A 21,972-nucleotide genomic window follows, 5' to 3' on the forward strand; every position below is an offset into this window, starting at 1 on the left:
CGGGCCAAGCCCGGTCCAGGAGGAGGATGACATTATGATCTTCGCGAGTACCAACCCCTACACCGGCGAGGTCGTGAAGACATTCCCGGCAGCTACCGACGAAGACATCAAATCGGCGATCAACAGGGCCGATGCGACTTTTCAGGCCTGGCGCGGAACCAGCTTCGCCGAGCGCGCCAGGGTAATGCAGGCAGCCGCCGAAATTCTGCGCCGCGACATCGAGAGCTATGCACCCATCCTGACCCTTGAGATGGGCAAGCTGATCTCGGAGGCGAAGGCCGAGGTCGAACTGTCGGCCGCGATCTTCGAATATTATGCGAAGAATGCCGAGACCCTGCTTAGACCGGAGAAGCTTCCGGTCGCGACGCCGGCGGAGGGCGAGGCGATCCTCGTTTGTGAACCGCTTGGCGTGCTTCTCGCGATCGAGCCATGGAATTTCCCCTATTACCAGATCGCCCGCATCATCGCTCCGCAGCTGTCGGCAGGCAACACGATGCTGCTCAAGCACGCTGCGAACGTGCCCCAGAGCGCGCAGGCGTTCGAGAAGCTGATGGCGGAGGCGGGGTTGCCGGACGGAGCCTTCATCAATCTGTTTGCGGAGCATGAGAAGGTCGAGTTGATCCTGAGCGATCGTCGTGTCCACGGTGTTGCCCTCACGGGGTCCGAAGCCGCCGGCGCCGCTGTGGCCGCGACAGCGGGCAAGACGCTCAAGAAATCGACCATGGAACTGGGCGGATCGGATGCGTTCGTCGTGCTGAAGGACGCCGACCTCGAAAAGACTGTCAAATGGGCGGTGTTCGGCCGGCACTGGAATGGCGGTCAGGTCTGCGTTTCGTCGAAGCGGATGATCGTCGCCGATGAAATCTATGACGATTTCCTCACGCTGTATACGGAGGGTGTCGCCGGGCTGCGGATGGGTAATCCGTTCGATCCGGACACGACGCTTGCGCCGCTTTCATCGCAGAAAGCGGCGGACGATATCAAGGCCATGGTGCGCAAGGCTGTTGAGCATGGCGCGACCGCGACCGAGGTCGGGCCGCAGGCACCAAACCAGGGCGCTTTCGTCCGCCCGACGATCCTCACCAACGTTGGTGAGCAGAATCCTGCCCGTTACTGGGAGTTCTTCGGCCCAGTTTCGATGATCTTCCGTGCCAGCGATGAAAGTGACGCCGTGCGCATCGCGAATGACTCGCCTTATGGACTCGGCGGCTCCGTGTTCACGTCCGACACGGCGCACGGCGTGGAGGTCGCAAGGAAGATCTCCACCGGCATGGTGTTCGTAAACCACCCGACGATGGTCAAGGCGGACCTGCCGTTCGGCGGGATCCGGAATTCAGGCTACGGCCGCGAACTGCTCGGGCTCGGGATCAAGGAGTTCGTCAACCACAAGCTGATTGATGTCGTCGACATTGATGCCGCTTTCTGACGCACTGACAGGAGGATTTCATATCATGCAGAAGACCATGAAGGCCGCTGTGGTCCGTGAGTTTGGCAAGCCGCTCGTCATCGAGGAGGTCGCGGTGCGGATGCCCGGACCCGGACAGATTCTCGTCAAGATCGCCGCGACCGGCGTATGTCATACCGATCTCCATGCGGTCGACGGCGACTGGCCCGTCAAGCCCAATCCGCCTTTCATTCCGGGGCATGAGGGTGTCGGCCACGTCGTCGCGGTCGGCTCCGGTGTCACTCACGTCAAGGAGGGCGATCGCGTCGGGGTGCCTTGGCTTTACACCGCGTGCGGGCATTGCGTGCACTGCCTCGGCGGCTGGGAGACACTCTGCGAAAGCCAGGAGAATACCGGCTATTCGGTTAACGGTAGCTTCGCCGAATATGTGATCGCCGACCCGAACTATGTCGGCCATCTTCCCGATGGTGTCGACTTCGTTGAGATCGCGCCAATCCTGTGCGCCGGCGTCACCGTCTACAAAGGGTTGAAGGTCACGGACACCAAGCCCGGGGACTGGGTCGCGATCTCCGGCATCGGCGGCCTGGGTCATATGGCCGTCCAGTATGCCAAGGCGATGGGGCGTAACGTCGTGGCTGTCGACATCGACGACGCTAAGCTGGCTTTGGCGAAGGAACTGGGCGCGACCATGACTGTCAACGCGCTGCATGCCGATCCGGCCGCGTTCATCAAGAAGGAGATCGGCGGCGCGCAAGGCGTGCTGGTCACCGCGGTATCGCCCAAGGCATTTCAGCAGGCGCTCGGCATGGTCCGGCGCGGTGGGACCGTCTCACTCAACGGGCTGCCACCTGGCGACTTCCCACTATCGATCTTCGATACCGTGCTGAAAGGCATCACGGTGCGTGGCTCGATCGTCGGCACACGGCTCGACCTTCAGGAATCGCTCGACTTCGCTGCTCAAGGGAAAGTCCGCGCGACCGTGTCGACGGATACGCTGGAAAACATCAACGACGTTTTTTCGCGAATGCATCACGGCGAGATCGAAGGGCGGATCGTGCTCGACTTAGAGCAGAACGCAGCCCCGGCCGGGACGCCGGCGGAGCCACTTGCGTCAATCACATAACGGGCGAATGCCGCGCTGCCGCTATTGTCGAATAGCTATTTTCCACGCTGTTGTGAGCCTTCGCTGGCGACGCTGGATTGGGAATGAAGCAAGTCTACGCCGAGCACATCGGCTTCAACTGCTCTTTCACCGGCGGAACGTCGTCGGCGGGCGGCCGCCTGACCCGGGTTCAGCGACATTGTCCATGCCGTAGTTTTTCGCGCGGAACACCGCTACGTCCCCTCGGCGAACGATTCGCTGGCGCCCCGATTGAGAGATTGCCGCTTCAGCTGCTCAGGCGAAGTCTGCCGGTAGCGAACGTCACGGTCGAGCATATCGGACAGATGGCGGCCATTTCGTTGCAAGAGAGGTATTCGGCCCGAGAACCGGCACTTCCTTCCGGCCAGTCCAATCTTGGTCGACGAGGAACCGCGGCGAGTTCGGCCGGATCACACGTCGCGGTCGTCGGCAATTTGCGATCGGGGTCGACAGGGCAAAAAAACATTTCGCCCGCGCCCAATACGAAGTCGTCATGCTCGCCGGTCGGGCTGACGAACCCGAGATCAGGATGTTGTACGGCGGGTCGGCGAAGATGTAGGCGGCGCGTTTGTAGCTTGACGTAGGTCTCAGCGTCGGTCGCGTCGCCGCGCAACAGGCGATGAGCCCAAGCTGCCACAGTCGCCGGGCCGAGTGACGGCCGTGCCGCCGCCCGGCGCCAGATTGGCATCGTTCGGCTGTGCTCACAAAATCAGGTCCATTCGCAGCGCGGACGCTCGAAATCGGCCGCTTTGTCTGTGCATGGCGCGACGGCCGGCTTGTTTCGATGGCAGGCGAATGGATGAAGGCCAGACCGTTCACAGGGGTGAGCGGCGTGTGTACCCATCCCCACCATCGCGGACGCGGCTATGCCGCTGGACTTATGCGAGAAGTTGCTCGCGGAATATTGGAACAGGGCGAAAGGCCCTTTTTGCGCGCCTTCGCGACAATGTCGGCGCGATAGCGCTCTACGAGAAGTTCGGCTTTGTTACCCGATGGCAACCGATTCTGATGGTCTTTGAGCGCGCATGGAGACTACGACATTCTTTCACCAGATCTTGCTTCAAGAAGGGGCCTTCTTCATGAAAGCAAAGACTGCCCGCTTTTCCCTCAATCTCGTCACGTAGCTCAAGGGCGCTGTTGTCAGAGCAATTTTATTAGGACTTTTGGAAGCGAGCTCCTTCGATGTTTTGTTCCGCATCGAAGGCAAAGGAAGAGTTTATTCGGAAATCAGCCAGACGAGTTCGCAGGCACTGACAGCGGCTTGACACTAGCGGGGGGGGTAAGTTGGTCCGACAATACCCGCTCGACTTCGCTCCACATCAGAGCGACAGCACAAGTCGACCCGCTGCTGAGCGTGTTGGGCTCCGCGAGGGTGATCGCCGGGGCTGTGGCTGGTGGGAGCGCCCTTCGACTAAGCTCAGGACAAGGCGCCGCGCCCGCCGGAGACCATGTCATGCCACGCCTCAGCGACACCCAGACCATCCTGCTCTCCACCGCAGCGCAGCGGGAGGATCGGAGCCTCTATCCCCTGCCCGGCACGCTGAAGCCGAGCGGCGGGTTGTCGAAGGCGCTCGCGGCGCTCACTGCCGCCGGCCTGATCGGAGAGCGCGAGACCAACGTATCGGCGGCGGTCAGCCGCACCGATGGCGACCTCCGCTTCGGCCTGTTTGCGACCGATGCGGGGCTCGCGGCGATCGGCATCGAGCCTGACGAAGTGGACCCGCCTGCGCCAGCCCAGCCGCCTGCCTTTGCCCCCTCGCCTGCCCGTTCCAACAAGACCGCCGCGGTGCTCGACCTGCTGCGCCGTGAGGCAGGTGCCACCTTGACCGAGCTCATCACCGCGACCGCCTGGCTACCGCACAGCACCCGGGCAGCGCTGACCGGCTTGCGTAAGAAGGGGCATGCGATCGAACGGTTCAAGCGGGACGGCCAGACCTGCTACCGCATCGGCGCGGCCGCATGAGCGCTGCGGTCGATCGCCAGCTTGGCGCCTTGCCTGAGCTCAGCAGTACGGAGCTGCGCGACCTCTGGCGCCGGCTGGTCGGCGAGGTCGTGCCGCGGGTGAGCCCGAGCCTGCTACGGCTGGCACTGGCCTGGGAAATCCAGGCGCGCGCCTATGGCGGCGTGTCGAGAACGACGCGCGCCCGCCTCGACCAGCTCGCTCGCGGCGCCACCCGCACCACCACGCCCGCCGCCGGCATGCGGCTGGTGCGTGAATATGGCGGTAAGGTCCATGTGGTGATCGTCGGCGAGGATCAGGCGATCCACTGGGACGATCGCCAGTGGAACAGCTTGAGCGAGGTCGCGCGCGCGATCACCGGCACGCGCTGGTCGGGACCGGCCTTCTTCGGGCTCAAACGCAAGGTGGCGGCATGAGCGCGGGGACTGCTCAGCGGGTTCGCTGCGCGATCTACACGCGCAAAAGCTCGGACGAAGGGCTCGAACAGGGCTTCAACAGCCTCGATGCGCAGCGCGAGGCATGTGCCGCTTATGTGCTCAGCCAGGCAAGCGAAGGCTGGGCGGCGCTGCCCGACCGTTATGACGATGGCGGCATCTCAGGCGGCACGCTCGAGCGGCCCGCACTCAAGCGGCTGATGGCCGATGTCGAGGCGGGCAAGATCGACGTGATCGTCGTCTACAAGGTCGATCGGCTCAGCCGCTCGCTGTTCGACTTCGCAAAGCTCGTCGAGGCGTTCGAGAAGGCCGGCACCTCGTTCGTGTCGATCACCCAGTCGTTCAATACCACCAGCAGCATGGGGCGGCTCACCCTCAACATGCTGTTGTCGTTCGCCCAGTTCGAGCGCGAGGTCACCGCCGAGCGGATCCGCGACAAGATTGCTGCCTCCAAGGCAAAGGGTATGTGGATGGGCGGCGTGCCGCCGCTCGGCTATGCACCCGATGGGCGGAGCCTTGCCATCATCGAGGAGCAAGCCACGCTCGTGCGGCTGTTGTTCGCCAAGGCGCTGGAGCTGGGAACGGTGGGCGCGCTGCAGGAGTGGCTGGACGACAAGCGGATGCGGCTGCCGCGGCGTACGCTCGCCATGGGCCGGGTGATCGGCGGCGGACGGTACGAGCGAGGTCCCCTCTATGCGATGCTGAGAAACCGCATCTACGTGGGCGAGATCGTCCACCGCGGCGCAACGTTCGCCGGGCAGCACCTGCCGATCGTCGATCGCGAGACGTTCGACAGGGTGCAACTCCTGCTCACTGAAAACCGGCAGGGTCGCACTTATCGACGCGCTGCAAGCCCGGCGCTGCTTGCCGGGCGGATCGTGGACAGGCAAGGCGTGCCGCTCCTCTGCTCGCATGCATCCAAGGGAATGCTGCGCTACCATTATTATGTCAGCCGCGACCGGCAATGCGGCGTGAGCCAATACGGGCTGAGGCTGCCGACCAGCGCGATCGAGCGGCCGGTGGTCGACCGCATCCTCGCACTGTTCGCCGATCCGCTCGCTCTCATGACCGACCTTGGTCTGAAGGTCGACCATCTCGAACTGCTCGGCGACAAATGCGCGCACCTTCGGGCGCTCCCGCGCGCCAGCCAAGCCCAGACGCTGCTCTCCCTGGTTGAGAAGGTGCAGGTCGGCGACGAGCAACTTGTCGTGCAGCTCGACCGTGCCAGGCTCGCCGAGCTGCTCGAGGTGCGGGCGGGTTGTGCTGCGGCGCCGATCACCCTTGCGATCGACGGCCAGTTCCGCAGGGGGAGGACCACCCGGCTCGTCACGCGCGACGGGCATCCGATCGCACCATTGACCGACCCCTCGCTCACCCGGCTGATCGCCAGGGCGCACGGCTGGTGGGCCGAGCTCAGGAGGGGCGAGATGACGCTCACCGACCTGGCCGGGCGCGAGAAGGTGACCGCCTCCTACGTGACCCGCGTGCTGCGGCTCGCATTCCTCTCGCCCCTGATCATCGAGGCTGCGCTTGCCGGCAGGCTCCGCGATGGGATCGATGGCACCAGCCTCACGCTCAAGCTTACCATATCACCCGACTGGCGCGAGCAGGACGCCATGATCAGGGGCCCGGCCTAATGAGCTGGATGGGGGGTGCGCGAACGCTGTCGTATCAAACTGTCTGGCATCGCACCGGTCGCCACCTTGTCGGCTCAGGCTCGGGAGCAGCTCAAAACGCACTCGCAGAGGTGTGAGACCGGCTACTCACGGTGGAACTGACCCACTTCCGGCCGCTCAGCGACTACGAGGCACCGCCAGAACTCCGCCGCTCGTTCAGCATCACCGACGGCCGTTCAACCACATTTCCGAACCGCCGGTTTACCGGGCCTACATACGCTCGATTGGCTGATCCGGCCCGATGGAGATGATCGATGGGTCATTCGTCGATGGACCCCGCCTTTCACGAACTTCGACCCTGGAACGAGGGCCGGCTTATCGGTGCGAAGCGGGCGCTGAAACAGCAACAGGTCTGGGCCATTCGCTTCTGGCTCGACCAGCATAGACGACTGCGCGACCGAGCGCTGTTCGACTTCGCTATCGACAGCAAGCTGCGCGGCTGTGATGTGGTCAAGGTGCGGATCGGCGATGTAGTTTCCGGCGGGCGCGTCCGTGACCGCGCCGTTGTGGTTCAGCAGAAGACCAAACGTCCGGTTCAGTTCGAGCTGATGGATACGGCACGAAAGACGATGCGGGCATGGTTGGAGCGACGCCGCGGGACGCTGAACGACTTCGTCTTCCCGAGCCGAAACGACTACATGGCCCACATGAGCACGCGGCAATATGCCCGCCTCGTGCAAGAGTGGGTGGTCGGCATCGGCCTTCCGGCTCAGGATTACGGGACGCACTCGCTTCGGCGCACGAAAGCATCGATCATCTACAAGGCGACTGGCAATCTCCGCGCCGTCCAGATCCTGCTCGGCCATGCCAAGATCGACAGCACGGTGCGCTATCTGGGCGTTGACGTGGAAGACGCTTTGGAACTGGCAGAACGCACTGAGGTCTGAGCGGACCAGTGCCGGTCACTCGGGCCCGCTTCGGCGTTTCCGGGAGCAGCCGATTGTTCATCGAGCTTCCACCTCCGATTTCTTGCGGTTCGATGTGCTGCCGCGTAGCCGCACTTTGAATGGCAACCTACGTCGCCCTCCTCCGCGCCGTGAACGTCGGCGGCATGGGGGAGCGACCTATGGATCGCCTCGTGCGATGTGCGTCGAAGCCGGTTTCACCACTCCTCGGATCTGCATCGCCAGCGGCAACGTCGTGGTCACGACCGATCGAGCGAGCAGGAGATCCGGACCGCGTTGGAGGAACGGCTCTGCGAGTATGCCGGTAAATTCGTCGCGTGGTAGTGCGCTCGGAAGCGAAATCGCGGACGCGCTCTGGCGGAACCTTTTCTGGGCTATCGCAGAACGCGTTTTTGAACGTACGTTAAGGCAGGGCGGCTAATTCGTGGTCCGCAGCGGCCTGAACTGCTCGCGGGGCTTTTCGATATCGCTCCACAGATAATCGCCGGTGTGCCGCAGCGTCTCGTCCCCGTCCTCCTCGATGGCGCAGAGGTTGACCGGCCCACCGACGAGGTTCACTCCGAACAGGAGCAGGGCCGTCGCCAGCGAGGAGCTGCGCTCGGCATCGGCGGACGTAGCAACGGCAGGTCGACAGCCACAGCGTTGGCGCTACCGGGCGGCTGCCGCGGATGGGTCTGACCAACCCAGCCCCAGTGCCTTCTGGACGGCGATGTAGCTGTTGGTCAGTTGCGCCGTCGCCTGTGCGACCGAGATCGTGGCGGCGTAGCGCTGCCGCTCGATGTCGAGCTGGTCGGTCACCGTACTGGTGCCCGCCTGGACCCGCAACGCGTTGAGTTGCGCCGACCGTTGGGCGGAGCGTTCCGCCTCCACCAGCTGCGCGAGCTGCTGCCGCCGGTTGCCGAACTGCGACAGGCTGTTCTCGGCGTCCTGCAACGCGCTCAGTACCGTTTGGCGGTACTGCGCCTCGGCCTCGTCGCGCTGCGCCTGCGCTTGCCGGACCATCGCGCGGTTGCGTCCGAAATCGAGGAACGACCAGCTGAGCTGTGGCGCGAGCAGAGCGGTAAACTTGTTCGGGTTCACCACGTCGCCGATCGCGGTGCCACCCAGCCCGAGGATCCCGGTAAAGCTGATTCTAGGATACATCTTCGCCGTCTGGACCCCGATCTGCGCGGTGCCGGCGGCGAGCGCGCGTTCCGCCGAGCGCACGTCGGGCCGATGAGCGATTAGGGTCCCGGGATCGCTGATCGGCACGCTGGCGGGTGGTAGCGGCACCGGCACGACAACAACCAACGTCGCGTCGAGGGCGCCCGGCGCGCGGCCTGTCAACACCGCAAGCTGATTGCGGTACTCGTCGATCTGAGCGCCGAGCGGCAGGTTCTGCGCATCGGTCTGATTCAGCTGGTTCTGAAGCCGCTCGACGTCGAGCGCGGTCGCGGTGCCTGCTGCATAGCGTTGCCGGGTCAGTGCCAATGCCTGTGTCTGGAGCTTGGTGGACTGGGCGTTCAGGGCGGCGCGGTGCTGGACATCCCGCAAATTGACATAGGCTTGGGCGACCTCCGCCGACAGGCTGACCTGCGCGTCCGCCAGATCGGCGAACCGCTCCGCCACCGTGGCGCGGGCACTTTCGGCGCCGCGACGTCCGCCCCCGAACAGGTCGGGTTCCCACGAGGCGGTGCCGCCGAGATTATAGAAGTCGAACGAGGTGTTGGTGCTGGTCCCACCCTGCGCCGAACCCGACGTACCGGCGATGTTTACGTCGGGTATCTTGGCGTGGAGGTAGCTGGCGGACGCGCTGACCGAGGGAAGCTGGTTCACCTGCTGGGTGCGCAGTTGTGCGCGGGCCTCGCGGATCGTCGCCTGCGCCCTGTCGATCTGCGGGCTGTGCGCCAGCGCGTCGTCGACCAGCGCGGTCAGCGTCGGATCCCCCAGCGCCTCCCACCACCGCGTCAGGCCGGGGGCGGCATTGAAGGCCGGGTCCTGTGCGCGGACGAACGTGCCGCGCGTGACCGCATCGGAGGCGACCCGGGGCGCTCCGCCGTAATTGGGACCGACGGTGCAGCCGGCCAGCAGCCCAAGGCAAAGGAGGGGAAGCTTTTTCATCAGTGCACCGCTGCCGGCTTGGCGTTCTTGGAAAGGGGACGGAGGAACAGGACGAGCGGCAATGTCGCCAGCGTCGCCACGCCCATCAGCCAGAAGATGTCGTTGTACGTCATCACATAGGCTTGACCCATGATCTGCTGGCCAAGCTGGGGCGCGGCCATTGTGATGCCGCCGTTGCTGCTGACATAATGCTGCACAGCATAGGAGTTGGCGTTGAGGGACTCCTCGATGCGCCGCTCGTGGAGCCACAGCCGCTTGTCCTGAAGGATGGAAATCGCGGCCAGAGCTAGGCTGCCTCCCATGTTGCGCATCGCGTTGAACAGCCCCGACGCATCGCCCGCATCCTCGCGCGGCACCGATTGCACCACCGCTTGGCTGAGGAACATGAAGGAAAGGATCTGGCCGAACCCGCGCATCAGCTGACCGTCGGTGAAATCATGACCCACCGAAAGGCTGTTGAGGTGGGAGTTGATGATCGCCGACAGGCCAAGCAGCGTGATGCCCATCGCCACAGCGATGCGGATATCGACGTGCTTCAGCAGGATGGGGACCATGGCCATCACGAACAGGCTCGGAATGCCCGAGATCATGACCACCAGGCCGGACTGAAGCGCGTTGTAGCCCGACACGTTGGAAAGGAACTGCGGGATGACATAGGACGTGCCGTACAGCGCGATGCCAACGAACACGCCCATCACCGCCACCGACCCGAACTGCCGGTCGAGGAGCAGCGACAGCTTGATGACCGGCCGCTTGGCGAAACGCTGCCCCACAAACAGGCAGATGAACCCCAACACGCTGACCGCCGTCGTGATCTGGATGAGCGAACTGTCGAACCACTGTTCGCGCTGTCCCTCCTCCAGCACCACCGTCATGCCGCCGAGCCCGAAGGCGAGCCCGGCGATGCCGAGCCAGTCGGCCTCGGCGAGCTGGCCCAGCTTGGCCTTTTCGTGCGGCAGGCCGACCAGCAGCAGGATCACCAGCGCCGCGCAGAGCGGGACGTTGAGGAAGAAAGCGTAGTGCCAGCTGATGTTTTCGGCCAGCCAGCCGCCGATCACAGGCCCGATCACCGGGCCCATGATCGCGGTGACGCCGAACAGCGCGGTGCCGATAGGCTGCTGTCTGCGCGGCAGGCGCTGGGCGATGATGGTCTGCGCGGTCGGGATCAGCGCCCCGCCGGTGATGCCCTGGCCGGCGCGGCCGAAGATCATCATGCCCAGGTTGGTCGAGGTACCGCAGACGATCGAGAACAAGGTGAACAGCACGGTGGTGCCGAGCAGCAGCGTGCGCAGCCCAAGCACCCGCTCCAGCCAGCCCGAAAGTGGGATGATGATGATCTCGGCGATCAGATAGGCGGTCGAGATCCACGTGCCCTCGGTGCCGCTGGCCCCGATTTCGCCCTGGATGGTCGGCAGCGCCGAGTTGACGATCGAGATGTCGAGGGTTGCCATCAAGGCGCCCAGCGTTCCCGCAGCCACTGCCATCCATGCCGCGGCGTCGGCTTTTTCCGCGCTTCCCGACGCTCTCGATTTGGATCCGGCTCCCGCCGCCGCCGCCATGTCAGTTCCGCTTGTCGAGGCGCTTCTGCTCGTCCTCGATATGATCAAGATCGCCCTTGGCGCCGATGGTGTCTACCGCCACCTTCACCGACAGGCCCGGCACGAGCAGCTTGCGTGCATCCGGGGTCGCCTCGATGCTGATCCGCACGGGCACGCGCTGGACGATCTTGGTGAAGTTGCCGGTGGCGTTGCTGGGTGGGATCAGGGAGAATTGCGCGCCGGTGCCGGGCGACACGCTTTCCACCCGCCCGCGCAGTTCGATGCCGCCAAGCGCATCGACCTCGATCGTCGCCGGTTGCCCGACCCGCATCAGGCCGAGCTGCGTTTCCTTGAAGTTGGCGGTGACGTAGAGCTTGGTGACCGGCACCAGCGACATGAGCCGGGTGCCGGCCTGGGCATATTGGCCGATAGTCACGGTCTTGTCGCCGATGCGGCCGTCCATCGCGGCACGGATCAGGGTTGCCCCAACATCGACATTGGCGGCGGCCAGCTGCGCGCGCGCGCCCTGCGCCTGCGCCTGCGCCTCCCGGATCTGCGCCTGGTAGGTGCCGATCCGGCGCTGCTGCATCACGACCTGCGCCGCGGTGGCGCGTGCATTCTCGCGCGACTGCCCGGCAGTCGAACTCAACTGGGCCAGCTGCGAGCGCGTCTCAGCGCCGCTGACCGCAAGTGGTGCGTAGCGCCTGACTTCGGCTGCATCATAGCCTGCCTTTACCTCGTTGGAGGCAAGCTGTGCCCGGGTCTGCGTGATCGTCGCATATTGTTCGCGTATCGACGCGCGCGCGCTGTCGGCGCTCGCCTGCGCCTGGGCGATCTGCGCGCGCGCCTGATCGGCCTGTGCCTGGTAATCGCGCGCGTCGATGCGGATCAACGGCTGCCCGGCCTTTACGTCCTGGTTGTCCGCGACCAGCACCTCGGCAACGTAGCCGTTGACCTTGGGCGCGACGGTGACCGCATCCGCTTTAATATACGCGTCGTCGGTGCTCTGCACATACTTGCCGCGTGTTTCGTAGTGGGTAAACCAGATGGCGATCGCGACGACCACCACGATCGCGATCACCAGCAGGATGATCTTGGCACGGCCGCTCAGCTTCTTCTTCGGCTTGTCGTCGGCGTCGCCATTGTCACCGGGGTCTTTGCCGTCGCCATCCGGCTGCGACGCCCTGGCGTTGCGACCATCATTGTCGCTCTTGTCGTCATGCGAGGCCGGGTCGTTCCCGTCCTTGGGGGCGCCAGCGCTGTTAGGGTCGTCGGTCATAGCAATCCAGTTCGGGAAGAAGCATCTACGCGGCCGGCGATCACCGGCCGTCATGCCGAAAATTGGAAAGTGCTTCGGCTACATATCAGGCAGCTGTTAACCGATCATGCGCGATCCTGAGGCTTTCCAGGCGGCATAGATGCGGCGCTTGGCGCTGTCGGACGAAAAGGCATCGGCATCGTTCGCGGGTTCGGGCTCGATGGTTTTCCAGGCCGCGGAATCGTCCATCAACTCGGCGAGCATCTGCCTTCCCCGATACACCCGGCTTCGCAACGTCCCGGCCGGGATGCCCATACCGGCGGCGATGTCTTCATACTGGCTCGTCCCACCGTCGACGGCCGCGAGCGCTTCGGCCTGCGCCACCGGCAGCTTCGCGATGGCAGCCTTCAGGTCCGCGAAATGCAACCCCGTTTCCTGGCTGGCCGGCGCCGTCAGCAGGCGGCCGAGATCGTCGTCCGACATGTCGACCTGACGCTTGTGACGGCGAATACCCGACAGGAAGATATTGCGGGCGATGCGAAACAGCCACGCCTTGTAATTGGTCCCCGCCGCGAACCGGTCCCGTGCGGTCCAGGCACGCAGCAAGGTGTCCTGGACCAGGTCGTCGCGCGCGGCCTCGCTGCCGGTCAGCCGGTACGCATAGCGGAGCAGCGCGTCACGCGCGCCCTGAACCTCGGTAGTGAAGTCATACGCCAGGCCGGCGCTGCTACGCTTAATCGCTTCTGCGTTCATGCCCAATCCCGCCGCGCACCGCGCAGGATGCGACAAATACACGGAACAGTGTACTTACAACGACAGAGGTGTCAAGCCATACCGACGCACAAACCGGCATGGTTCGCACAACCTTGCATCGCGCCGCCGGCCGGTCCGATCAAGGCGGAGCTGTGCTGCATGACCACGGGGATAGCCGTTGTCGCGATTTGCTCCAGCGCCGGGTCGGTGCCGTTCGCCGCATGGGCTTGCTGGAGCGCAAGCATTCATGAACGCGCCTGCAAGGCCGCGAGCCGTTGCCGCCCGTCTTGCGTCAAGCCCTAAATACCCCGAGAAGGGTATTTCTCCATGCGAACGGCCGCCCAGCGATTTTTGAGGCCGAACGCTGTTCAAGGCAAGTTTGGCAGTTGACCGGTTGTCGCTGCTTCCCGAAGCGGGTCAAACTGGGGGCCAGCCGCCGGTCTGCAGGAAAGGTTCTATGGCTGAGATCAAACCTGGGCGGCGGCTTGGTCGCCCCACGCTCGACGAGGCTGCAGCCTTGCGCGAAACATTCCTGGATCGAGCTTTCGATATGTTGTGCGAGCGCGGCGTACACGGCTTTTCCATAGATGCGCTGGCCAAGGTAAGTGGCGTGACGAAGCGCACCATTTACCGTCATTACAAAAGCAAGAACGCCCTGATCGAAGCCGTCGTGGAACGGCGAGCCCTTCGTCTCACGCAGATCGACGATTTACGCGATCGGGCAGACCTGTTGCCCGTCGAACGATTGCGGTTGTGGGGATTGAGAATTTTCCGACAGCTCTCGGGAGATGACGCGAAACGGCTAAGTCTGTTGTTGCGCTTTGCCGGTCTGACCGAACCTTGGGCCGCCGACATGCTCGACGTCTGGGCGAGGCGGCTCATCGCATCGGCGAGCACTCTTGTCGTGGCCGCTCAGGAAAGCGGGAACCTTCGGCGCTGCGATCCCGAAATTCTTGTGTTCCTGCTGCTGGACCTGATCGATGGCCTGTTCAATCGAATGAGTTATAGTGGGCAAACCAGAAACCCGCTCGATGACGCGAGCCTTGACCACTATTTTCAACAGCGCTGGCTCTCATTTTTGCAGCTGGCGCGGCCGGATTGGTCCAACCCATGATTATCGACTTTCACGATCTGCAGCTTCGGACTTGATCGATCGCGCAACAAAGCCGGGAGCAGGCCATTACCTGCCGAGAGGTTGGACCCGGCAAGCGAGCAAGTCTCAGCGTATCGCCCTTTCTCCGATCGGCCCGGCAACCGCGTGATGGCGCTGTTCTCGGCCGCGCCGCTGCCGGGCGACCCGTTGCAGGGAGCAAGCGGCGTCGCGGCCGAGAAGGTACGCCTCGGAAGCCGGGAGCTCTTCATCTTCTATCTCGATGGTGACGTGATGGCATGGACGGCCCCTGCACCAGCGTAGCTGTGCAATGATGCGGCCGTAGAGCCACGTCTAGAGGAGCCGTCCCATGCCGCAGGATGTTGTTACCGTCGGAGTCGATCTGGCGAAGAACGTGTTCCAGGTTCATGCGATCGGCGCGGATGGCAAGGTGCTGGTGCGCCGGCAGCCGGCGTGCCGACGTGCTGAAGTTCTTCTCGGCGCTGCCACCGTGCCTCGTCGGCATGGAAGCATGCGCATCGGCACATCACTGGGACGCGAGTTGATCGCGCTTGGGCACGACGTGCGCCTCATGCCCCCGGCTTATGTGAAGCCGTACGTGAAGCGAGGCAAGACCGATGCAGCGGACGCGGAGGCGATCTGCGAGGCGGGGACCCGGCCGACCATGCGGTTCGTGGCGGTGAAGACGACGGAACAGCAGGCCGTGCTGATGCTCCATAAGACTCGCGACCTGCTTGTCCGGCAGCGGACCGGGCTTATCAACGCGTTGCGCGCCCATCTTGCCGAGTACGGCATCATCAGCAGCAAGGGCCCGGGCGGTGTCACCGTGCTGATGAAGGTGCTGCATGAGGCGCAGGAGCGGCTACCGGCGCACGCGCGATCGGCTCTCCACACGATCGGCTTGCAGCTCCGCGCGATCGCGAGCGCGGTCGACAGGCTCGAGGCTCAGATCCTGGCCTGGCACCGTTCTGATGCTGCGAGCGAACGGCTCGCCACCAATCTGAGCCGCGCGGCGAGCGTCAATGGCGCGATCCCGACGCAGCTTCCGCAGGCAACCTTCAGACCGTCTGCATCGCCGCCTCGTGCTCCATTACCTGAGGGCGTTGGACCGGTACCGCAACGCGACACCAGCCAACATTTCGACGCGGCTGCACTCGATTGTATTTATTACCGACCATGCCAACGCTATGAACGAAAGTCTATTTACACCAAATGTTACTCGAAAGCGGCCTTGCTGCTTTCCACCCCTTCCGGCCGTAGGGGGACGCGCGGCAATCGCCCATTTGAGGGCGTTCCGCGATGTTTGCAGAGCCGTTAGAACCCGCGACAAAATGTGATGACAATGCCGGAGCTATCGCGGTGAGCAAGCAGGCCTTGATAATCGTGGACATGCAGGTGGGGCTTTTCGCTGGTCCGCGTCATGATGCCGAAGGATTATTATCTCGGCTCGATGCCCTGGCAGTTAGGCTGCGCGCAAAGGGCGTTCCGATCATCTTCATCAAGCATTGCGGGCCGGAAGGAACGGCGCTTCACCCCTCCCAGCCGGGGAACGCCATCCACCAAAGCCTCACGGTAGATCCCGCCGATACGACTATCGCCAAAGCGTCGTGCGACGCATTTCTCGATACCTCGCTCGCTGAGACACTTACGCGCCTGAATGTCGATGAGCTTATCGTCACCGGCTGTGCCACGGATTTCTGCGTCGATACGACAATCCGGACGGCGCTAGCGCGTGGATATAAGACGATCGTCCCTGCGGACGGCCATACAACCGGAGATCGTACCTACCTATCAGCACAGAAGGTGATCGAGCATCATAATGCCATCTGGGCAGAGTTCATTTCGCCCGTTGGGCCGGCCCTCCTCTCTCGCTGCGACCAGCTGGGCACGGAAACATCCTGACGCCTATCGCCGCAGTAGCGGCCGCTTAGGCTCGATAGCCATCTCCCGGAAGCGAACTTTCGCACGTCATGTGGTATAAGGCACGCATGGCCCTTCATACGCCCTCCCATCCTTTGCCGACGAAACTGGCGAAGGCCGATGCTATTGAAGTGGCGGCCCTATACGACCGTTGCGCCGACTATTTCCTTTTGCAGGATGGCTTGGCGCCCACACTCGCCGACGCTGATGAGCTTTTCATCGGCTTGCCGTCAGAAAAGGAGGCCCGTGATCAAACCGTTTTGGGCTGGAGAGGTGACGACGGACTTCATGCTGTTGCGGCGATTCTTCGCGATTATCCACGGGATGGCACATGGTATCTCGGCCTTATGATCGTGGAGCCCGCACACCGCGGCCTCGGTCTCGGTAGGGCGATCTATGGTGAGATCGAGGATTGGGCCGCCAAAAGGGGGGCGACGGAAATCCGATTGGCTGTCTTAGAAGCAAATGAGGCAGGGGAACGCTTTTGGCGCTCCCTTGGATTTGGCGAAGTGCGCCGGGTCGGCCCGGACGCGTTCAAGATCAAGAGCCATCGCCGGATCGAACTTAGCCGACATCTCGCTGGCAGTTTCGGTGCGAATGGAAGCCAATAGCTGTCCGTCGGCGGTCTATCCAAAGCGGAAGCCAGAAACGGTTGGGCAACGTTCGTCTCTGGAGCGAAATTCAACTGTCTTTTTTGATTGACGGCACAGCGTCGCTCGCGATCAAAGTCTTGCCCAAGGGAGGGCGACCGAAAATTTGGCTGGCTTTGGCGGACGCAGCTCGCGGACCCACCATTGGCCTTGCGCCCTTCGCTCATGCCACAGATGATCGCGGCGCCACGACTCAGGAGAGCAAACCGTGAAGCTGATCCTCGCGCTGACCGCCGCGGTCATGATGACCACGCCGGTGCTCGCCGCGCCATGTCGCGATGCGAAGGGCCATTTCGCCAAGTGCCCGCCGGCCGGAAGCGCATCGGCCGCTGCAGTGACGAAGGACAGCAAGGGACGCTGCCACGGCACGGGCGGCAAGTTTGTTGCCTGCCCAAAATAGCTGCTGATCGAGCTTGAAGCCCAGGCGTTAGGACGGCGGCTGCGTTAGGCTCCCCCTGAGCGTCGCTTTGGGCGCATACGGGCTGCCCATCGGGATCTGTGGCGTCTCGCAGACCCTTACTGAGGCCGTAGCCTCGCTGGCCTAGGATCGCTGACGCACGAAGTTCGTCCGGAGCGCGCCATTAACGGTTGCGAGAAGGACTACGGCCAACGGTAGGACCGCCGTGTATTGTCGTGGTCAAGCCGATCCAGCTTGCGAAGCGTTCCTTTTATGTTCTAGCTGGGTTTGCGCCCCGCTAGGCGGTCGAAACACCGCTGGAGCATGAGACATGCAGCACGACGTGCGGCTGAGGGCCGCGGCGCGAGCGATCTCTGACGCTTGCTATCCGTCCGAGGAATGGTCGCAGACCGGCTTCGAGGAAGCAGACCGGTTCCGGATCGTGCATTATCGCCAAGCGGTCGAGGCGGCGCTGCACGCGCGATCCATGCTCGTTGCATCGCCTGCACAGCTTGAGCTGATCTGATGCGGCCGACCGATCGGGATGAGCCGGGCGAACCCAGCCCGTTCGAGCGGTGGATGGGTATCACGCCCGATGAATGGGAGGCGCTCGGCGAGACAGATCCCGCGCTCCTGCCATCGATACCGATCTGGCATTAACGCGTCCGTGGGGATCGGTCCAGGCCGCCTGCAGCAGCTTTGGCTCGACGTCAGCTGCCCCATCCTAAGTCGTCCGCGCGAGCTCAGGCCCGGCGACCAGCGTGCCGACCGTCGCCCGACCCTCAAACAATTGGAATTGAACATGGCGCCAGCGCCGAAGAGATCGAAGAAGGCCGTGAGAGTCGAGCCCTTGGCCCAAGAACCCGTTCTTGTAACGATGGCGCCTGGGTCTTTGCCAGCAGAACCCGTAAAGACCGTAGGCGATGAAGCGCATGAAGTTGGCCCCGGACCTACGCAGGCTTTCGGTAGTTGGCTGTTTGATCAAGCGAAGCGTCCAGGACTGTTGGGCGAGTTGGCGAAGGCAGCCAAGCTGGATCGCCTGTTCCCAAGGCACGGCTCGATAGACGACGTCCGAGCCCGGTTTGCCGTCGCGGGAGCGGATGGCGACGCGCTGATGGCACTGGAGGACGCCGAACGCGAATATGATCGGCGATGAGGCAAGTCGACCAGGCCGAGCTGGAAATGTGCATCTATATCCAGCTTCGCGTTCTGCGGGGCGCGACGCGAACACATCTTCAGCGCCTGGGCTCGGATCGGGCCTGCCAAACGGCCGCCCGACTCATTATCGAGCGATGCCTGTCAGGCTGTGCAATCTTCAAGCCCAGCCCGTTTTACGAGTTTCAGGCTGCTGCCATGGCGTGCGGCGACGGCTACCCGGGCAAGCCTTTATGCCTTCCGCCTAGTACAGAGCCGGCAGTCGGCGGTCGTGGATGGGCCGATCGCCAGCATGCAAAGGCGCCTCCCCCGCCCCAGTGACGTGCTCCCCATTTCTCCTCCAGTCATAACTGGAGTCCGGGGTCATCATCGTGCCCATGTGGGCGGGGTTGCACAACCCGCTTGGCAGCATCGGCGGGCGTCAGCCCGCCTATCCCGCTATGCGGTCGCACATGGTTGTAGTCGTCGCGCCAGCTGCTCAACACCGAGCGGGCGTGGCTCAACGACGCGAACAGCGTCTCGTTCAGACATTCGTCGCGCAAGCGACCATTAAAGCTCTCGACGTAGCCGTTTTGCTGCGGCTTGCCCGGCGCGATGTAATGCCACTCGATCTGCCGGTCCTGCGCCCAGCGCAGGATCGCCAGGCTCGTCAGTTCGGTCCCGTTATCGCTGACGATCATTAGCGGCCTGCCGCGCACCGCGATGATCGCGTCCAGCTCCCGTGCGACCCGAGCGCCCGACAGCGACGTGTCAACCGCCAGCGCGAGGCTCTCGCGCGTGAAGTCGTCGACGACGGCGAGGATGCGGATACGCCGGCTGCACACCAGCGTGTCGCTCACAAAGTCCAGGCTCCATCGCTGGTTCGGGCCTTGCGGTAGCGTCACCGGTGCCCGCGTGCCCATCGCTCGCTTGCGACCACGCCGTCTGCGCACCCGTAGATTCTCCTCGCGATACAGCCGCAGCAGCTTCTTGTGGTTCATGACCAGACCCTCGCGCGCCAGCATGATCCCCAGCCGCCGGTAGCCGAAGCGCCGACGTTCGAGCGCGATCTCGCGAAGACGCGACCGCAGGTCGCCATCATCACCACGCCGATGCGCATAGCGCATCGACGACCGATCCACGCTGAGGATGGCGCAGGCCCGACGCTCGCTGATACCGAAGGCCTGCCGAACATCTTCGACAGCCCTCCGGCGAGCGGCAGGCCTCACCAGTTTTTTGAGGCAACCTCCTTCAGCACCGCATTGTCGAGCATCGCATCGGCCAACAGCCGCTTCAGCCGCGCGTTCTCGTCCTCCAGCACCTTCAGCTTGCGCGCCTGCGACACGTCCATGCCGCCATAGGTCGCCTTCCATTTGTAGAAGGTCGCGCTGCTCACGCCGTGTTTGCGGCACACGTCCGCGGTCGACGATCCAGCTTCCTGCTCACGCAGGAGCCCTATGATCTGCTCCTCGCTAAACCTGCTGCGCTTCATCTCCGTCCTCCTCAATGAAGGACTCTAGCTCAAAATGGAGGAGTTTCAGGGGAGCACGTCACCAGCGCCATGCGCTAGTGACCCGAATCATGTGGAAAACGGGGAGCAGGATGGGCTGCAATCGGAACATGCACCGACATAATAGGCCGTGTGCCGCCGGCGATGGTAGCCGCCGTATCGGATTAGCTACGGGGCGACTTCAGCCGCGCGGGCAGGCACGGTATCAGCTGTGATCCGGCGCGAAAAAGCAATACAAGGCCGCTCGATGTAGCGGTAACTGAGCACGGCCAAAGGCAGGGTGAATGCAACGGTTCCGATCAGGAAGCGGAGTTCCGATACAAGATCGACGCCGGGCGGAATTAGGGATCCCAGCGTAAAAATGACTAGCCCATGCCCAAGATAGACCGAATAACTTATAAGACCAAGGCGATTGAGCGCGGTGCAGCGCGGTCGTTGTAGCCAGATCGCTACCACAAAGGTGAGGAGCGCAAGCGGATAGGCAGTCGTCAACGCCAGCGGCGTTAAGAAGGGGTTGCCGTTCGACGAGACAGGGAAGATCGCGCCACCAAGGATCGGCGCGGCGGCGAGCAGCAGAAGCACGAGCAAACCTGCCCACCGCGGAGCTGCGACATCTCCATCAACCGCCATGCGTAACACCGAACCGGTTAGCATGTAGGCGATGAAGATGGGATCGTCTGGCGACGGTATTGGCCAGCCGAGAACGTACCGCAGGCAAGCCGGGATGACTGCGAGCAGTATGCACCCAAACGCCAGCGTGCCGAGTATCGCCACGCGCCGCAGCTGCCCCAGCGTGTATAGCAGCATGACGAGACAGTAGAAGATCACCTCAATGAACAATGTCCAGAAAGCTACGCGGATGTTTGCGACACCGAACAGGCGCTGCAACATCGTCAGGTTGGCGAGCACCTGCCTCAGCGGAAATGCGTGGCCAGCAGCACAAGCGACGACCACCGATCCGAGGATCGCCAGCCAATAAGCAGGATAGAGCCGGAACATGCGGCTTACAACGAAGCTGCGCACCGGGTGTGCGCCACGAAAAGCGAACGGCACGACGAAACCACTGATAAGAAAGAAGACAATGACACCGTAGCGACCGAGATTGGTCCCCTGTAGCAGCAGGCCGTGCAGTGAAGCCGTGACCCACGGCGCCGCCGGCTTAGACTGAAGAATCTGCTCGGCGACGTGCTGGGCGAAGACAGCTGCAACCGCAATGCCGCGAAGAGCGTCGATATGATCCAGCCGCTCCCGCTTCCGGCTGTGCGTTTGCCACTCCGTCATACTGACTCGCTCGTTTCGAGGCGGCGCGGCTAGGTAGAAACGCCGTAGAGGTGCTACGGCCGACCCGCCGCCGTCGTCGAACAAAGTTCCTGATCGTGGGTTCCGCAAGCCGTGGACCGCTTGCCCAAGCCGATCGATCGCCCGGTGGGGAAAGCCCCCATCGATGTCATGGCTGGCTATGGCCATGTCCGACCGTTACGGCACTAGTCTGACGCCCGCCCCCCCATCGAAATCTCGCTTATGGTTTCCCATATTTAACCGATGCAAATCTTCTCGATCGGGTATGAAGGCGCGACCCAGCCCGAACTCATTGCGGCGCTAGAAACTGCGGGGGTGCGCCTGCTGGCGGACGTACGGGCTGTCCCGCTCTCGCGGCGCCCCGGCTTCTCAAAGAACATCTTGGCAAACGGCCTTCGTGAAGCCGGGATCGATTACATCGGGCTCAAGGCCCTCGGTACGCCACCGCTGGGGCGAGAGGCGGCGCGGCGTGGCGATCACGCCACGATGGCGCGTGTATATGCGGGTCAGCTCGAATTGCCGGAAGCACTGGCGCAAGGCGCCCAGCTTCGCGCGTTGGCCGAGGAACGACCAACCGCCCTTCTCTGCTTCGAGCGACAACCGCATCACTGTCATCGATCGCTGCTTATCGATGCCATCCTCCCAGAGGCCAAGGTGACCCACCTCTTTGCCAATTCTTTGGCGGGGTGACGGCGGTTGATCTAGGACGCAAAAAAAGTCTTCACTTCAATTCGCCCCTGCCAAAAGCGACCGACCCAATTTACTTCGGCATCGAAAGCCA

General features: G+C 63.3%; 23 protein-coding genes. 16 read left to right on the forward strand and 7 right to left on the reverse strand.

All coding sequences use genetic code 11. The annotated features are described in order from the left end of the window. Window positions 1–34: 34 nt before the first annotated feature. The 8 genes from K8P63_RS11865 to K8P63_RS21025 all read left to right on the forward strand — a co-directional run bounded on the left by K8P63_RS11865 (window position 35) and on the right by K8P63_RS21025 (window position 7,829). Complete coding sequence (locus K8P63_RS11865) at window positions 35–1,426, forward strand: NAD-dependent succinate-semialdehyde dehydrogenase (protein ID WP_223799810.1); 1,392 nt, start codon at window positions 35–37, stop codon at window positions 1,424–1,426. Between the two features lie 25 nt (window positions 1,427–1,451). Beyond that, a complete protein-coding gene (adhP, locus tag K8P63_RS11870) occupies window positions 1,452–2,528 on the forward strand; it encodes an alcohol dehydrogenase AdhP (RefSeq protein ID WP_223796242.1) in 1,077 nt (358 codons plus the stop codon). An 802-nt stretch (window positions 2,529–3,330) separates the two neighbouring features. Further along, window positions 3,331–3,507 (forward strand): GNAT family N-acetyltransferase, encoded by a 177-nt coding sequence (locus tag K8P63_RS11875; protein WP_263282633.1) that lies wholly within the window; start codon window positions 3,331–3,333, stop codon window positions 3,505–3,507. Window positions 3,508–3,999: 492 nt separating this feature from the next. Continuing rightward, window positions 4,000–4,509: a DUF3489 domain-containing protein gene (locus tag K8P63_RS11880; protein ID WP_223796244.1), complete on the forward strand. Its 510-nt coding sequence runs from the start codon at window positions 4,000–4,002 to the stop codon at window positions 4,507–4,509. Continuing rightward, window positions 4,506–4,922, forward strand: coding sequence for a DUF2924 domain-containing protein (locus tag K8P63_RS11885; RefSeq protein ID WP_223796245.1), 417 nt, complete (start codon window positions 4,506–4,508; stop codon window positions 4,920–4,922). Before K8P63_RS11880 ends, K8P63_RS11885 begins: the two co-directional genes overlap by 4 nt. After that, window positions 4,919–6,577, forward strand: a complete 1,659-nt coding sequence (locus K8P63_RS11890; protein WP_223796246.1) for a recombinase family protein — start codon at window positions 4,919–4,921, stop codon at window positions 6,575–6,577. The genes K8P63_RS11885 and K8P63_RS11890 overlap by 4 nt, the downstream gene beginning before the upstream one ends. A gap of 293 nt (window positions 6,578–6,870) precedes the next feature. Beyond that, entirely contained in the window at window positions 6,871–7,503 is a 633-nt protein-coding gene (locus tag K8P63_RS11895) for a tyrosine-type recombinase/integrase (RefSeq protein ID WP_223796247.1), read from the forward strand. A 119-nt stretch (window positions 7,504–7,622) separates the two neighbouring features. Continuing rightward, window positions 7,623–7,829, forward strand: a complete 207-nt coding sequence (locus K8P63_RS21025; RefSeq protein WP_223796248.1) for a DUF1697 domain-containing protein — start codon at window positions 7,623–7,625, stop codon at window positions 7,827–7,829. A gap of 340 nt (window positions 7,830–8,169) precedes the next feature. Here the strand turns inward: K8P63_RS21025 and K8P63_RS11905 are convergent, their stop codons facing one another. The 5 genes from K8P63_RS11905 to K8P63_RS11925 form a co-directional block, all read right to left on the reverse strand. Then, window positions 8,170–9,621, reverse strand: a complete 1,452-nt coding sequence (locus K8P63_RS11905) for an efflux transporter outer membrane subunit (protein WP_223796249.1) — start codon at window positions 9,619–9,621, stop codon at window positions 8,170–8,172. Next, complete coding sequence (locus K8P63_RS11910) at window positions 9,621–11,180, reverse strand: MDR family MFS transporter (protein WP_223796250.1); 1,560 nt, start codon at window positions 11,178–11,180, stop codon at window positions 9,621–9,623. Before K8P63_RS11910 ends, K8P63_RS11905 begins: the two co-directional genes overlap by 1 nt. 1 nt (window position 11,181) lies before the next feature. Next, window positions 11,182–12,438, reverse strand: coding sequence for an HlyD family secretion protein (locus tag K8P63_RS11915; protein WP_223796251.1), 1,257 nt, complete (start codon window positions 12,436–12,438; stop codon window positions 11,182–11,184). Between the two features lie 96 nt (window positions 12,439–12,534). Then, window positions 12,535–13,170 carry an RNA polymerase sigma factor gene (locus K8P63_RS11920; RefSeq protein WP_223796252.1) on the reverse strand — a complete coding sequence of 212 codons (636 nt, stop codon included), beginning with the start codon at window positions 13,168–13,170 and terminating at the stop codon, window positions 12,535–12,537. Between the two features lie 71 nt (window positions 13,171–13,241). Next, window positions 13,242–13,415 carry a hypothetical protein gene (locus tag K8P63_RS11925; RefSeq protein WP_223796253.1) on the reverse strand — a complete coding sequence of 58 codons (174 nt, stop codon included), beginning with the start codon at window positions 13,413–13,415 and terminating at the stop codon, window positions 13,242–13,244. Between the two features lie 212 nt (window positions 13,416–13,627). On the opposite strand from K8P63_RS11925, the gene K8P63_RS11930 reads away from it, so the two are divergent. The 7 genes from K8P63_RS11930 to K8P63_RS11960 all read left to right on the forward strand — a co-directional run bounded on the left by K8P63_RS11930 (window position 13,628) and on the right by K8P63_RS11960 (window position 17,774). Next, entirely contained in the window at window positions 13,628–14,284 is a 657-nt protein-coding gene (locus tag K8P63_RS11930) for a TetR/AcrR family transcriptional regulator (RefSeq protein WP_223796254.1), read from the forward strand. A 147-nt stretch (window positions 14,285–14,431) separates the two neighbouring features. Then, the gene (locus tag K8P63_RS11935; RefSeq protein WP_223796255.1) at window positions 14,432–14,584 is read left to right on the forward strand and encodes a hypothetical protein; all 153 of its coding nucleotides are present in this window, start codon (window positions 14,432–14,434) and stop codon (window positions 14,582–14,584) included. 46 nt (window positions 14,585–14,630) lie between these two features. Further along, complete coding sequence (locus K8P63_RS11940; protein WP_223796256.1) at window positions 14,631–15,599, forward strand: IS110 family RNA-guided transposase; 969 nt, start codon at window positions 14,631–14,633, stop codon at window positions 15,597–15,599. A gap of 41 nt (window positions 15,600–15,640) precedes the next feature. Beyond that, window positions 15,641–16,183: a cysteine hydrolase family protein gene (locus tag K8P63_RS11945; protein WP_223796257.1), complete on the forward strand. Its 543-nt coding sequence runs from the start codon at window positions 15,641–15,643 to the stop codon at window positions 16,181–16,183. A gap of 86 nt (window positions 16,184–16,269) precedes the next feature. Continuing rightward, a complete protein-coding gene (locus K8P63_RS11950) occupies window positions 16,270–16,812 on the forward strand; it encodes a GNAT family N-acetyltransferase (RefSeq protein WP_223796258.1) in 543 nt (180 codons plus the stop codon). Window positions 16,813–17,059: 247 nt separating this feature from the next. Continuing rightward, a complete protein-coding gene (locus K8P63_RS11955; RefSeq protein ID WP_223796259.1) occupies window positions 17,060–17,251 on the forward strand; it encodes a hypothetical protein in 192 nt (63 codons plus the stop codon). Window positions 17,252–17,579: 328 nt separating this feature from the next. Continuing rightward, on the forward strand, window positions 17,580–17,774 hold the full coding sequence (locus K8P63_RS11960) for a hypothetical protein (RefSeq protein ID WP_223796260.1): 195 nt from the start codon (window positions 17,580–17,582) through the stop codon (window positions 17,772–17,774). Window positions 17,775–18,747: 973 nt separating this feature from the next. Here the strand turns inward: K8P63_RS11960 and K8P63_RS11965 are convergent. Next, window positions 18,748–19,874, reverse strand: a protein-coding gene (locus K8P63_RS11965; RefSeq protein WP_223796261.1) for an IS3 family transposase whose coding sequence is annotated in 2 segments (ribosomal slippage) — window positions 18,748–19,622 and window positions 19,622–19,874 — 1,128 coding nt in all. Because the reading frame shifts where the segments join, the coding sequence is not laid out codon by codon here. A gap of 186 nt (window positions 19,875–20,060) precedes the next feature. After that, on the reverse strand, window positions 20,061–21,173 hold the full coding sequence (locus tag K8P63_RS11970) for an acyltransferase family protein (RefSeq protein ID WP_223796262.1): 1,113 nt from the start codon (window positions 21,171–21,173) through the stop codon (window positions 20,061–20,063). A gap of 261 nt (window positions 21,174–21,434) precedes the next feature. Between K8P63_RS11970 and K8P63_RS11975 the strand changes: the two genes are divergently transcribed. Further along, the gene (locus K8P63_RS11975; protein ID WP_223796263.1) at window positions 21,435–21,881 is read left to right on the forward strand and encodes a DUF488 domain-containing protein; all 447 of its coding nucleotides are present in this window, start codon (window positions 21,435–21,437) and stop codon (window positions 21,879–21,881) included. The last annotated feature ends 91 nt before the right edge of the window (window positions 21,882–21,972 follow it).

The sequence above is a fragment of the Sphingomonas nostoxanthinifaciens genome (assembly GCF_019930585.1).
In the GTDB taxonomy this organism is placed as follows: domain Bacteria; phylum Pseudomonadota; class Alphaproteobacteria; order Sphingomonadales; family Sphingomonadaceae; genus Sphingomonas_I; species Sphingomonas_I nostoxanthinifaciens.

Excerpts from the sequence above, each read along its gene's own strand:
- K8P63_RS11885 (WP_223796245.1), top strand. The coding sequence starts at position 4,506 with ATGAGCGCTGCGGTCGATCGCCAGCTTGGCGCCTTGCCTGAGCTCAGC.
- K8P63_RS11915 (WP_223796251.1), bottom strand. The coding sequence starts at position 12,438 with ATGACCGACGACCCTAACAGCGCTGGCGCCCCCAAGGACGGGAACGAC.
- K8P63_RS11975 (WP_223796263.1), top strand. The coding sequence starts at position 21,435 with ATGCAAATCTTCTCGATCGGGTATGAAGGCGCGACCCAGCCCGAACTC.
- K8P63_RS21025 (WP_223796248.1), top strand. The coding sequence starts at position 7,623 with ATGGCAACCTACGTCGCCCTCCTCCGCGCCGTGAACGTCGGCGGCATG.
- K8P63_RS11970 (WP_223796262.1), bottom strand. The coding sequence starts at position 21,173 with ATGACGGAGTGGCAAACGCACAGCCGGAAGCGGGAGCGGCTGGATCAT.
- K8P63_RS11905 (WP_223796249.1), bottom strand. The coding sequence starts at position 9,621 with ATGAAAAAGCTTCCCCTCCTTTGCCTTGGGCTGCTGGCCGGCTGCACC.
- K8P63_RS11895 (WP_223796247.1), top strand. The coding sequence starts at position 6,871 with ATGGGTCATTCGTCGATGGACCCCGCCTTTCACGAACTTCGACCCTGG.
- K8P63_RS11875 (WP_263282633.1), top strand. The coding sequence starts at position 3,331 with ATGGCAGGCGAATGGATGAAGGCCAGACCGTTCACAGGGGTGAGCGGC.
- K8P63_RS11890 (WP_223796246.1), top strand. The coding sequence starts at position 4,919 with ATGAGCGCGGGGACTGCTCAGCGGGTTCGCTGCGCGATCTACACGCGC.
- K8P63_RS11865 (WP_223799810.1), top strand. The coding sequence starts at position 35 with ATGATCTTCGCGAGTACCAACCCCTACACCGGCGAGGTCGTGAAGACA.
- K8P63_RS11960 (WP_223796260.1), top strand. The coding sequence starts at position 17,580 with ATGCAGCACGACGTGCGGCTGAGGGCCGCGGCGCGAGCGATCTCTGAC.
- K8P63_RS11880 (WP_223796244.1), top strand. The coding sequence starts at position 4,000 with ATGCCACGCCTCAGCGACACCCAGACCATCCTGCTCTCCACCGCAGCG.
- K8P63_RS11910 (WP_223796250.1), bottom strand. The coding sequence starts at position 11,180 with ATGGCGGCGGCGGCGGGAGCCGGATCCAAATCGAGAGCGTCGGGAAGC.
- K8P63_RS11920 (WP_223796252.1), bottom strand. The coding sequence starts at position 13,170 with ATGAACGCAGAAGCGATTAAGCGTAGCAGCGCCGGCCTGGCGTATGAC.
- K8P63_RS11950 (WP_223796258.1), top strand. The coding sequence starts at position 16,270 with ATGGCCCTTCATACGCCCTCCCATCCTTTGCCGACGAAACTGGCGAAG.
- K8P63_RS11940 (WP_223796256.1), top strand. The coding sequence starts at position 14,631 with ATGCCGCAGGATGTTGTTACCGTCGGAGTCGATCTGGCGAAGAACGTG.
- adhP (WP_223796242.1), top strand. The coding sequence starts at position 1,452 with ATGCAGAAGACCATGAAGGCCGCTGTGGTCCGTGAGTTTGGCAAGCCG.
- K8P63_RS11930 (WP_223796254.1), top strand. The coding sequence starts at position 13,628 with ATGGCTGAGATCAAACCTGGGCGGCGGCTTGGTCGCCCCACGCTCGAC.
- K8P63_RS11935 (WP_223796255.1), top strand. The coding sequence starts at position 14,432 with ATGGCGCTGTTCTCGGCCGCGCCGCTGCCGGGCGACCCGTTGCAGGGA.
- K8P63_RS11925 (WP_223796253.1), bottom strand. The coding sequence starts at position 13,415 with ATGCTTGCGCTCCAGCAAGCCCATGCGGCGAACGGCACCGACCCGGCG.